Origin of the sequence: Thermococcus camini, assembly GCF_904067545.1 — an archaeon.
GTDB lineage: Archaea > Methanobacteriota_B > Thermococci > Thermococcales > Thermococcaceae > Thermococcus > Thermococcus camini.
Genome location: NZ_LR881183.1, coordinates 1,263,984 through 1,275,592, shown reverse-complemented (window position 1 = coordinate 1,275,592; position 11,609 = coordinate 1,263,984). Strand labels below are relative to the sequence as shown.

The following is an 11,609-nucleotide window of genomic DNA, read 5'->3' as shown; positions in this document are numbered from 1 at the left end:
CCTGCAGTGAATATTCATTATACATATAACGAGCTCAATGTATAATAGACTTTTGGTTTGGCTGCGAAATGCTGGAAAATATGCAATGGAGCATTTCGGGGCGAATGCGCCCTTCAGTGTTCAATCCATGGCAGTTATGGGACCCCAAGGTTCTGCATCGCCGGCTTCCTGAAGAGCTCATCCAGCTCCGCCCGTCTGGCCCGTACCCGCTCGTGGAGCCCAGCCACGCGCTCGTCACCGGGATATTTCATCATCAGGGTTGTGGTTATGCCCTCCAGGAAGCCGAGTATCGAGACCTTTATGAAGTCCTCACCCTTCTTGCTCTCCAGCCCCTCGTTGAGGGTCACGAACGAATCGAGCCTCGCTATCAGCGTTTCCTCTCCAAGCTCTTCCAGCAGGCTTCTGACCTCCGTCACCTCGGGTATGTCGATCGTCATACCATCACCTCAGGGCTTCAAATTGAAGAACCTAACCGCGTTCCTCTCGGTGATTCTCTTGACTTCTTCGAAGTCGATTCCTTTAAGCTTTGCCACCTCTTCAATGGCAACTCGGACGTTGCATGGAGTGTTCCTCTGCCCCTTTACCGGACTCATGTAGGGAGCGTCCGTTTCCACCATCATGTTTTCGACTTCAACTGCCTCCGCCGCCGCCATTACCGCAGGGATGAAAACTATCCCCGTGTTTATCCCGATGGGGTGCCCGTTTTCTGCTATCTCCCCCGCCAGCTCGACGCTCCCCGCGAAGGAGTGGAAGTAAGCCTCAACTCCAACTCTCTGGACGAGTTCGAAGGCCTCCCTTTCGGCCTCGCGGGCGTGTATCACCACAGGCAATTTAAGTTCGAGGGCCAGCTCAAGGAAGTGCCTGAATATCGCCCTCTGGTTCTCCCTCTGAGTTTCGTTTTCCGCGTAGTAGTAGTCCAGCCCTATCTCTCCTATCGCCACTATCTCGTCCCTGTGGGCCAGGATGAACTCTTCAACCTTCTTCACCTTCTCCCAGTTGCCCCTCCTTGCTTCGTTCGGATGGTACCCCAGGGTGGGGACGATGAATCCGAAGTACGGCTTCAGCATCTCCCAGCTCTTCCAGACGTGTGCTTTCCTGTACTCGGTGATTGAGTCCACCACTGCGGCGAGATCCTTTCGGCACTCCTCTATGATCCTCGGTGCGTCCTTTTTGTAAAACTCGAAGTGGGCATGGGCATCTATCATGTTCCGCCGTTAGGTTTGCCATAGAAAAGCTTTTCCGTTGTTTGACCGACTAATTTACGGGAGGTTTTGATAATATGGAAAACAACAACGGTGCAACGGAGCTCATGAAGGACATTGTGAGAGCCCTTCGGGATAAGTCACCGAAGGAACTTCTAAGCTACGCAATATTCAACGAGAAAGAGGAGGCGAAGTACTACGCCAGACTCGCCGAGAGTGTTGATAAAGCCAGCATCAGGGCTCTGTTCCTGAGAATGAGTGAGGAGAGCAGGGGGCACCACGACTGGCTTTACGGGCTCTTCAAGAAGCTGTACCCTGATGAGGAACCTGTAAAGGTAGAAGCTCCCCCGGTTGAGGTCGCCCCGTTCTACCCGAAGTTCGAAAGCGTTGAGGATTACGTATCCGCCCTCGAGTACTGTATGGAGAGCGAGCTTTTCGCAAGGAAGACTTACGAGCTTCTGGCCAGGGTGGCCGAAGATGAGGATACCAGGACCTTCGCCCTCAACCTTGCCGCGATAGAGGATGAGCACTACTGGGCAATACGCAAGATGTACGAGCTCATAATCTCCCTGGAGGACAAGAACATCGTCCCCACCGAGCTCGATCCTGGTGGATACCTCTTCACGGATGACCTCAAGGCCAAGTACTTTCTCCTGGACCTCCTGGAGGGGGATGCGGTTCTCATCGTGGTCATTCGGGAGAAGCCCGAGAAGTTCCTTGAGATGTTTGAGGGAAGAAAGGTCGACATTATTTGGATGACAAAGACGGATGTCGATCGTTCCATTCGCCCCGAGGCCCTGCCGGCCCTCAAGAACAGGCTGTGCCAGTTTTTCAGGAGGACATCCGAGAACGGCAAACACGGAACTGTCTTCATTCAGAACCTGGGCTACGTCGCCCTTGAACTGGGATTCAAAAGCATGGTGGACGTGGTTTTTTACCTGAAGGACTGCGCCCTCCTCTACAACGGCCATCTCCTTGTAACGGCAGTCAGGGATGCCTTTGAACCCCGCGAGTGGGCGCTCCTAACCTCGGAGCTTAGGGAGGTCTCCTGATCAGAGCTTTCTGGTCTCCCATATTACCTTCCCATCTTTTCTGACGACCTTCAAAATCCGGTGATAGGGTATCTGAGCCTCCCCGACGAAGAAGTATCCGTGTCCCAGCTCAATCATTCCGACGGGGATTTTCTTGACATCGCCATAAGCTCCCCGGTGTTCTATGACGATGTAGTAGTCGTCCTCATTTTCCCTCGGATCGTACTTCAGCTTTGCCAGAACCTCCTTCACGGAGCCCTTCCGCATTAGAGCCACCCCAGGATTTCGTCGATGTTCTTTCTCCAGTCCTTTATAACCCAGCCGTGCCCCGGAAGGCCGAAGTCAACATCGTAATCCCTGAGCCTCTCGAGGCTCTCCTGGAGCTTCCAGCCGTTTCCGGTTGGCAAATCCGTCCTGCCAACGGTCCCCTTGAATACCGTATCCCCTGTGAACATGAGCTTAACCTCGTCATAAAGGTAAAGGCACGAGCTTCCCGCGGTGTGGCCGGGCGTGTGGATCAGCTCAAGCTCCAGTGAGCCTATTCTGAGGATCTCCCCATCTTTTAGATGGATATCGACCTTTCCAGGCTCGAACTTCCTCCCGTAGGAATAGGCCAGAATCACGTAGTCGTCTCCCTTTTCCAGAGTTTTTGCCGTGACCTCGTGAGCCGCGAAGAGAACTTTTATCCCCTTCCCCTCCAGCCAGTCCTTCAGGACGGAGTTTCCACCAACGTGGTCGAAGTGTTCGTGGGTGTTGAATATTGTGACCTTCTCAACGCCGTTGAGGTAACCTTCCCTCCCCCAGATTTCAGTGTAAACGTGCCAGTTAACGCCGGTGCCTGTATCGACTATGAGCGCTTCGCTACCGTCCTTAACGAGGTAAACGTTGGAGTCCCAGCCTATGCCCCGGAGCATGACCGTGTGTGGCGGAATCTCAACCGGAACCAGCTCCCGCGGAAACTCCTCAATGGAGCTTATCCTCACACTTTCACCTCCAAAGGGGCTCGAGGAGGACCGCCTCCTCATACGGAGGGTAAACCCCGTCGGGAGGGGTCAAACTCTTCATCGCCCTATCGACTTACGCGGGGGATATTTATAAACTCAACCGCGGAGGTTGAATTAGGTGACCCAAATGAAAACTGAGAGAGCGAAGGAGATACTCCTTCAGCTTTTGAAGATACCGTCTCCGTCTGGCCAGGAAGACAGAATCATGCTCCACATCATGGAGTTTTTGCATAAACTCGACTACGACGTTCACATCGAGAGCGACGGGCAGATAATAGACCTGGTCGTCAATCCTGAGGCCGAGCTCTTCTACGAGGTTCACGTTGATACCATACCGATTAGAGCCCAACCCTTAGTGAGGGGCAACATAGTCTACGGAACCGGTGCGAGCGACATCAAGGGCGGCGCCGCTGCCATACTCCTCATGCTTGAGAACCTGCGCAGGGAAGGAAAGGAGCTCAACGTCGGCATAGTCTTCGTCAGCGACGAGGAGCACGGTGGAAGGGGAAGCGCCCTCTTCATGGAGCGGTACAAGCCGAAAATGGCCGTCGTTTTAGAGCCGACCGATTTGGAAGTCCACATAGCCCACGCCGGCAACATCGAGGCCTACTTTGAGGTGGACGGCAAAGAAGCTCATGGCGCCTGTCCGGAGAGCGGCCTTAATGCTATAGAGGAAACGTATAAGATGCTGGAGGAGATGAAGAACCTCGAACCCTTCAAGAGGAAGGGCAAGTACTTCGATCCTCACATCGGCATCCAGGAGCTCGTCTGCGAGAACCCGGTTTATCTAATCCCCGCTCTCTGCAAGGGCCGGCTTGAGGCGAGGCTTTTGCCCGACCAGGAAGTCGAGGACATACTCGACCTGCTCGACCCGATATTCGACGAGTATACTCTCAAATACGAGTACACCGAAATATGGGACGGCTACGAACTTGAGCCGGATGAGGAGATTGTCCAGCTGGCGAAGAAGGCGATGGAAGTTACCGACATAGACGAGTTCGGCGGAATGAGGAGCTGGACGGACGCGATAAACTTCATGTACAACGGAACCAGAACCATAGTCTTCGGCCCCGGGAACCTCGACATATCGCACACCAAGAACGAGCACATCGATGTGAGGGATGTCGTTACCGCCAGCGAGTTTCTGAAGGCACTAAACGAGATTTACTGGAAGGGCGAGTGAGCTTTACTTTTCCCTTTTTGAGCCAAGTTTTTTTAAGCAAGACCCCCCACCAGTTACTGGTGGGGGTTATTCCTCGTTTTCCTTTTCCTCCTTCCTGTCCACCCAGAAGCGCCTCGTCCTTATGAACTGCCGCTCCCGCTCCATGAGGGCTACGATTAAGGCATCTCCCTTGTACTGTGCAAGAATTCTGGCGGCGGTGTCTGGCCCCGTCCCGTAGCTGGCTAACGCTAAGACGGCCTCAAATCCGTAGGAATCCACTAAATCGGCGGCTTTCAACAGCTTCCTGTAGGTTCTCTCCTCTTTCCGCTCCAGCGGCCTCCCGTGGCGAACTTTCTCCAGAACGGGAAGAAACTCTTCCGCGTCGATAGGGTGGGCAACGGCGAGCATCTTTGAGCCGCAGCGAGGGCACTGCCTCAGCTTTATGTTTTGTAGTCTTACAACCTTTGTTTTCGAGTGCCAGCCGCAGTTGGTGCAAACTAAAACGACCTCGTGATCGAGCAATCTCTCCCTGAACAGTTCAAGTATCTCGTCCCTCTCCAGAACTCCGGAGAGCAGGAACTCGCCGCCGACCGTCATGTTGAGCTTAGCCAGAGTCGAAGGCTCCCTCCTAAGCTCGGTCTTCACCCTGAGCGAACCTCTCTTGAGCATCTCAAGGACCAGCTTCCCCTTCCTCACGTCCACCTTGTCGTGGTAGAGCTCGTTGAGGGTTTCTCTCTCAATAACCGTCCCCTCGAAGAGCCTCTCGATTCTCCTTATTCTGGCGTCCCTTCTCAAAGCCCCGAACCGCTTCGCCACGTTCAGCATGCGCCACCGGTATGCGTGCGAATCCCTCAGCGCGCGGGAAACTATGAACTCCAGGCTTTCCGGCTCCTGGTAGAGGTAGCCCTTCACCTCCTCCGGGTTCAGCTGGAAGGGAGTCTTGAATACTATTGCATGAGCCTGTGAGCGGACGGAGAAGACCCTTCCGTAGCGGAGAATCAGGAGCGAGTGAACTAACCTCCCCAGAGCCTCGTTGGCCCTGTTCCCGAAATCTGCGTGGATGACGAGCGCCTTGGGCGTGCTCTCGACGACGATGTCGCGGTCGGTTGAGAATACCTCTCCCTTTATTTCCTCGAAAGCCCCCCTCAGCTCCTCCTCACTGAACTCGACCCCCTCTAGAAGCTTGAGCCCCTTCTCGAAGTCGAAAGCCAGCTCCCTCCTCAACCTGCCGACGTCGAGGGCAACGCTGAAGGGAACGGGAATCATCTCGCCCTCCCAGCTCGGTATCGCGCTCTCCAGGCTCTTGCTCTCGCGAACCTTCAAAAGCCTCGCCTCGTCGTCAATTTTAAGTACTATCCAGCTTTTGCCGGACATCACGAAGTCCATGCCCTCCTCCAGATCCATGATAAAGCTCTCGTCTAAGCGACCTATGACGTGCCCGCTTCCAGCATCGAAGACCCTCCAGGAGATCTCGTCGGGAATCGTCGAGAGGTTCTCGTAGTAGTACTGAAAGGCTCCCCTCCTGAGGTAGAGAAGGTTTTTCTCCTCGTCGTAGCCTATAAGACGGGCGTTCTCCAGAACCTTAAGGACGTCGAGGTAATCGCTCCAGCTCAAATTCCGGTAAACGTAGGCCCTCTTTGCTATCTCGTAGGGCCTCTCCCGCGGGAGTTTCTTGTACTCAATGAGCAGGCCAACGACGAAGTGGGCCAGAACATCAAGGCCGCCCATCGGCTCGACCGCCTCAAAGCGACCCTCAAGGGCGTGCTTCGCTATGATTAGACTCTGGAGATAGTCCTCGACGTTGGAAGTTATAACGTAGCCCTCGCTGACCGCACCTATGCGGTGCTTGGCCCGACCGACGCGCTGGACGAGCCTGTTCACCTGCCTTGGACTCATGTACTGGATCACAACGTCAACGTCGCCTATGTCTATGCCAAGCTCCATCGAGGACGTGCAGATTAGCGCCTTGATTCTGCCTTCTTTCAGCGCTCTCTCTGCCTTAATTCTGGCTTCCCTCGAAAGCGAGCCGTGGTGGACTTCAACCGGCTTTCCCCATGCTTTCAGCCGGTGGGCAAGGATTTCGGCGAACTGCCTTGTGTTGGTGAATATCAGCGCCTTTCCATGTCTCTCGACTATACTCCAGAGGAGCCTCAACCTTGCCGCTATCTCGGGTGAGAGGCTCAGCTTCCTGGCAAGTTCTATGTCCCTCTCGTCGGGCTTCGGATAAAGGACGTAGAAGCGGTAGTTCTTCCTCCAGCTCGGCTTCACTATAGTATCAGCTTTCAGCCACTCCCTTACCTCCTCCTCGTTGCCCACCGTCGCCGTCATGCCTATCCTCCTGAAGTCGGCTATCTCGGCCAACCGCTCAAGGCCGAGGAGGAGCTGGGCACCGCGCTTGTTGTCCACGATTTCAGCTATCTCGTCAACAATCACGAACCTCACGTTCTCAAGGTGTTTTCTAAGAGACTTGACCGTCAGAATCACGCCCAGCGTTTCAGGGGTAATTATAAGCATTTGGGGAGGGTTCTTCACCTGCTTTGCCTTCCTGTAGGCTGATGTATCGCCGTGCCTCACCTCAACGGTTATTCCGAGCTTCTTTCCCCACCATTCAAGTCTCTCAAGCAAATCCCTATTGAGTGCCTTGAGTGGTGCTATGTAGAGTGCCGAGATTGGTTTAAGCCCCTCTTCAAGGATTTCATTGAAGACGGGCAGAACGGCAGCCTCGGTTTTGCCGGAGCCGGTTGGAGCAATGATTAGAACGCTCTTCCCGGAGCTAATCTCCCTGAATGCATCCTGCTGGAGACGGTTGAGCTTCCCGAAGCGTTCCCTGATGGTCTTCCTTAGGATGGGGTGCATGGTTTAAGGAAGAATCTTCACCTCTTGAACTTTACTGTGTCCCCAAAATGTTAAGTCGAGTTTTCATTTCGTTGATTGTGTTTTCCGGGAACCGAAAAACTCAAAATGTGGGCAAAGCATTGGTGGGTAGTGTGTACCACATTGAGCCAATGATAATGTACCGCTGAAGAAAAGTTAATAACATTCCTTTTCTTCAACTTCTTCAAGGTGTTATGAATGGCCGTCAGCGTGAGGAATTCAGAGGGTGTAAGGCTCCTTATAGAGGAAGTCGCCAAGGCCGTTGGGGTCTCCCCAAAGGAGCTCCTTGAGTATTACGAGTGGAAGGCCAACCTTGAGAAGCTCAAAAAGACCCGAACAAAAGTGACGAAGGAAAAGGCCAAAAAAATCATTGAGGAGTGGAGTAATGAGGAACCTGCAATGAATGAAGAGGACGCAGTCAGGCTTTACTACGGGGCCAGGGAGGAGATAAGGAAATGGCAGCGAATAGAGAAAAAGCTGAAGGAACTCGGCCTCGAATAGTCATTGACACTTCAGTTCTAATAGCTGCACTCCTTTCTCCGAAAGGCCATGCTTTCGACGTGGTAAGACTTCTTGCAGAGGGAAAAGTCCGGCACTACTATTCAGGTTCAACTAAAAGCGAGTACTACAGGGTAACAGCGTATCCAAAAGTTGCCAAGCGAATTCCGTCTGCAATCTCACGGATAAGAATCGACGCCGTTCTGGCAATGTCCACAAGAGTAGCCATAAAAAGATCTTTTAAAAACTCAAAGGCCCTCCTTGAGACGGTTTATGATCCGAGGGACGTTCCATTCCTCGACGTGATCTACAACTCAAAGGCTGAGTTCCTGATAACATATGATCGAAAACACCTGCTGAAAATTAGGAACAAGAACAAAAAATTCAAGTTGGACGGCCACGAATTCTACATCCTCACTCCCAAAGAGTTCCTAATGATGCACAATAAAGAATAAAACCTAAAGCGCCAAAATCCCTAACTCTTCGTTCCAATATTATCCAATATCTACCCACCCCCGCCCTAAAGGACGAGGCCTTCGGGAGAATGTCCCGATTGAGGTGAGCACGAGCACAAGAGCATCTCCAAAGCGTTCATTAATGGCCTAAAACCTCTCGTTGAGTTCCTTCAAGTACTCTTCCACCTCTCTCGCTCTCCCCTTGCCGAGGATTCCGGCCAACCTTTCAACCAGTTCCTTTCTTGTGAGTATCTTAACCGTGATGGTATCTCCCTCATGGAGTTCCTTTCCATCAATTAAGATGAGTTCTCTCCCTTTCGGTATATTCCTGTATATCACCTCAGACATGCACTCATCCATCTTCTGGTTTGTCCCAAGAGTTTATACTCCCTACCGCTAACTTTATAAGCGATATATCGTCCGATACATCGGTGATGGAAAGTGATAGTTGAGAGAAAGGGCGAAACCTACGACCTGGCCTATGCAAAGAAGGCCATGCTCGTCGTTGTTATCCTCCCGCTCCTCGTCATGTACACCGAGGCGATGCTCACCCCAGCGCTGCCCACCATCCAGAAGGAGTTTGCCATAAACCCCAACGACGTTAGCTGGATTCTCACAATCTACCTCCTCGTCGGAACGGTGAGCGTGGCTTTATTTGGAAAGCTCGGCGACATGTACGGCAAAAAGAAGATGTTCTTGGTTGCTTTGGGATTTTACACGCTCGGCGTTATCCTCAACGGCTTTGCACCGAGCTTCCAGTGGCTCCTCTTCACGAGGGCAATACAGGGCTTCGGCATGGCAATATTCCCCCTCGCCTTTTCCCTCGTCCGTGAGGAGTTTCCCCCGGAGATGGTGCCTCAGGTTCAGGGAATGATAAGCGCAATGTTTGCAGTGGGTATGGTTATTGCGCTTCCTTTGGGTGCCTACGTTACCCAGAACTGGGGGTGGAGATGGACGTACCACTCCGCTGCCCCGTTTGCGGTTCTGATGTTCATCCTTGCCTGGAAAATCCTCCGTGAGAGCCGTTACGTGAATCCAGGGAAGATCGACTGGCCAGGGGTAATCTTTCTGGTCTGGGCCGTCGTGCCGGCTCTGGTTGCCGTGACGAGGGCACCTACCGTCGGCTGGAAGGCGGAGGAAACGCTCGTCCTTTTTGCGGTCTCGCTAGTCGGTGCCTTTCTGCTCCTCCTCTGGGAGAGGAGAGCGGACAACCCGCTGATACCGCTCGACATAATATCCTCCAGAAACCCGGCCATAGTGAACCTCGGCATAATGTTTGCCGCCTTCGGGATCTCTATGATGAGCCAGGCCAACACCTACATATTCCAGATGAAGCCTCCCTACGGCTTCGGCAAGACGATACTCCAGAGCGGCCTGCTCATGACCCCGATGGCCGGCGTCATGCTCATCATAGCCCCCCTCGCCGGCAGGATAATGCCGAAAGTTGGGGCAAAGCCCCTCGCGATAACCGGCGCATTGATAGCAAGTTCCGGACTTGGAATACTCGCGAAATACGCCCCGAACCTTCCGCCGAACCACCTCTGGGCCTTCGTTGGTCTGATAACCTACGTTGGCGCGGGAATAACGCTGATGAACATCTCGCTCATAAACGTGCTCGTCTTCAGTGTCCCGCCGAGGGTCATGGGAATAGCGACAGGTGCCAACAGCCTCTTCAGAAACTTCGGCTCCACCTGGGGGCCGGCCATAGCGGGCACGATAATGAGCACCTACTACATCCTCTTCCACCCGCCGGGTGCTCCGAGCTGGGTGCAGATAAAGGTGCCAACGACCAAGGCCTACGAGGTGCTCTTCGGGACTTCCGCTGGGATATACCTCTTCCTGGCCCTGCTGAGCCTTGCCATAGTGGAGGTCATGAAGGGCGGAAAGATACATGAGGTGGAGAATGAAGGAGAGATGGAAATACGAGTTGGCTAACTTCTCTTCGCCTCTTCTATTTTGTGCCTTTGGACAGAGAATTTATGTACATAATTAACTGCTCTTGGATTTCTGGTGATACCTTGACTATCTTGCCACTGAATACTTTAATGGAATCCCTAATGACGTGGCCGAGATCTATCCCGAGGATTCCTAGTTTAGTTCCATCAAAGAAATGGAAAATTGAATTTCCACACTTTGATGTGGAAGACACATCACAGAGCCACTGGTTGTATTCTGTATACGGATTTTTCAACATAGGATACACAAGAAGTCCTCCACGAACCCCATATAGTTTTACGTAGGAATACAGTTGATATAAGTCACTGGAATTTTTAACGTACCTCTTTTTTTCCATACAATCACGGCAGTAGAGGGGTTTATATTTGGCATCTACTATCAGTAGGGGCTTTCCTGATTTGGATTCTATGATGATATCTGGTTGAGGAGGTTCATTAATGAATTTTCTGGGTTGTTCAATAACAAATTCTTTATCTTGTGGATGATATCTCACCATATAATTCTGCATTAGAACTGTATCAAAAAGTTTGTAGACAAGAAACTCAAACACATCTGGCATGTTTATGAAGAATCCTGGAGATTGTATATGGCTGTGGTACTCCAACCCTGTTATGATCATTTTTGCCAGTTCTAAAGGAAGTTTGAATCTTAAGTTTAGAGAGTTTAGGGTTACCCTTTCTATAGAGTCTGAGGTTATTGGGACAAGAGATATATCATTTAAGATGTCCCAAGCTTCAGAGAGTATTTTTTTCGTTTCTTTCCGATAGGCATACTGAAGCCCTAAATACAGTGCGTATTTGAGGATTTGATTAAGGGGATTATCCGCAGTGAACTTCTTGTACCGAGTGTCGAATTTGTGTTTTTGTGTTGGCAGTTTTAGTACCTCCCTCTCAACTAATAGCTGACCCCTTAAAGAAGATGATCTCTCTTCATATGTTATAAACTCCCCATATACTCCAAATCTAAGTTCATTTAACAGGCTATTCGCAAAGATGTTTAGTATAATATCCAGGAACGGTGATTTTCCCTCAACTGCAAGAGATGTTTTAATGTTATACTCCCTCAGTCCAATGTTGTAATACAGATCTGCGAGTTTTAGCACAAGCTTCCACCCATCTTTGGACGGTGCTCCTCTTCGAAATACTTTGGGATATATCTCGATCTGATAACGTCTTCTAGAAATTCTGTCCTCGTATATGGCAAATCCTATGTACGGCCCGGCAACGAGCCTATTATATTTTTTTATTAATATGGGAGGATTGTGTCCATTGTTTATCTGACTTATGAACTCTCTAAAATCCTGATTTTTAACCAGCTCGATAGGTAACTTAGGAACTGCCCTCCACAAAGGAGAATTAGGAAAATAATCTATGGAATGCTCAGGTACACGGATTATTTTCATATCCATCCACCTGGTGTGACCAGCA

Annotated in this window: 12 protein-coding genes; 5 read left to right on the top strand and 7 right to left on the bottom strand. The window is 51.5% G+C overall.

What is annotated here, in order from left to right; all coding sequences use genetic code 11:
- Window positions 1–134 precede the first annotated feature (134 nt).
- Window positions 135–437, bottom strand: coding sequence for a DUF3216 domain-containing protein (locus tag TIRI35C_RS06955; RefSeq protein WP_188202278.1), 303 nt, complete (start codon window positions 435–437; stop codon window positions 135–137).
- Window positions 438–446: 9 nt separating this feature from the next.
- The gene (locus TIRI35C_RS06950) at window positions 447–1,205 is read right to left on the bottom strand and encodes a YchF/TatD family DNA exonuclease (RefSeq protein ID WP_188202277.1); all 759 of its coding nucleotides are present in this window, start codon (window positions 1,203–1,205) and stop codon (window positions 447–449) included.
- A gap of 74 nt (window positions 1,206–1,279) precedes the next feature.
- On the opposite strand from TIRI35C_RS06950, the gene TIRI35C_RS06945 reads away from it, so the two are divergent.
- A complete protein-coding gene (locus TIRI35C_RS06945; RefSeq protein ID WP_188202276.1) occupies window positions 1,280–2,254 on the top strand; it encodes a DUF835 domain-containing protein in 975 nt (324 codons plus the stop codon).
- On the opposite strand, the gene TIRI35C_RS06940 is transcribed toward TIRI35C_RS06945, so the two are convergent.
- The gene (locus TIRI35C_RS06940) at window positions 2,255–2,500 is read right to left on the bottom strand and encodes a DUF504 domain-containing protein (RefSeq protein WP_188202275.1); all 246 of its coding nucleotides are present in this window, start codon (window positions 2,498–2,500) and stop codon (window positions 2,255–2,257) included. It lies immediately after the preceding gene.
- On the bottom strand, window positions 2,500–3,216 hold the full coding sequence (locus tag TIRI35C_RS06935; protein ID WP_246454710.1) for an MBL fold metallo-hydrolase: 717 nt from the start codon (window positions 3,214–3,216) through the stop codon (window positions 2,500–2,502). Before TIRI35C_RS06935 ends, TIRI35C_RS06940 begins: the two co-directional genes overlap by 1 nt.
- A 148-nt stretch (window positions 3,217–3,364) precedes the next feature.
- Between TIRI35C_RS06935 and TIRI35C_RS06930 the strand changes: the two genes are divergently transcribed.
- Complete coding sequence (locus tag TIRI35C_RS06930; protein ID WP_188202273.1) at window positions 3,365–4,420, top strand: M20/M25/M40 family metallo-hydrolase; 1,056 nt, start codon at window positions 3,365–3,367, stop codon at window positions 4,418–4,420.
- A 66-nt stretch (window positions 4,421–4,486) separates the two neighbouring features.
- On the opposite strand, the gene TIRI35C_RS06925 is transcribed toward TIRI35C_RS06930, so the two are convergent.
- On the bottom strand, window positions 4,487–7,255 hold the full coding sequence (locus TIRI35C_RS06925; RefSeq protein WP_188202272.1) for a DEAD/DEAH box helicase: 2,769 nt from the start codon (window positions 7,253–7,255) through the stop codon (window positions 4,487–4,489).
- Between the two features lie 216 nt (window positions 7,256–7,471).
- On the opposite strand from TIRI35C_RS06925, the gene TIRI35C_RS06920 reads away from it, so the two are divergent.
- Entirely contained in the window at window positions 7,472–7,774 is a 303-nt protein-coding gene (locus tag TIRI35C_RS06920) for a hypothetical protein (RefSeq protein WP_188202271.1), read from the top strand.
- Window positions 7,729–8,226, top strand: a complete 498-nt coding sequence (locus TIRI35C_RS06915; protein ID WP_188202270.1) for a putative toxin-antitoxin system toxin component, PIN family — start codon at window positions 7,729–7,731, stop codon at window positions 8,224–8,226. Before TIRI35C_RS06920 ends, TIRI35C_RS06915 begins: the two co-directional genes overlap by 46 nt.
- A gap of 147 nt (window positions 8,227–8,373) precedes the next feature.
- On the opposite strand, the gene TIRI35C_RS06910 is transcribed toward TIRI35C_RS06915, so the two are convergent.
- Window positions 8,374–8,574 (bottom strand): antitoxin AF2212-like protein, encoded by a 201-nt coding sequence (locus TIRI35C_RS06910; protein WP_246454709.1) that lies wholly within the window; start codon window positions 8,572–8,574, stop codon window positions 8,374–8,376.
- 93 nt (window positions 8,575–8,667) lie between these two features.
- Here TIRI35C_RS06910 and TIRI35C_RS06905 point away from each other — a divergent pair, with 93 nt between their 5' ends.
- On the top strand, window positions 8,668–10,161 hold the full coding sequence (locus tag TIRI35C_RS06905) for an MFS transporter (protein ID WP_188202268.1): 1,494 nt from the start codon (window positions 8,668–8,670) through the stop codon (window positions 10,159–10,161).
- Window positions 10,162–10,177: 16 nt separating this feature from the next.
- Here the strand turns inward: TIRI35C_RS06905 and TIRI35C_RS06900 are convergent, their stop codons facing one another.
- Window positions 10,178–11,590, bottom strand: coding sequence for an McrC family protein (locus TIRI35C_RS06900; protein WP_188202267.1), 1,413 nt, complete (start codon window positions 11,588–11,590; stop codon window positions 10,178–10,180).
- Window positions 11,591–11,609: the final 19 nt, after the last annotated feature.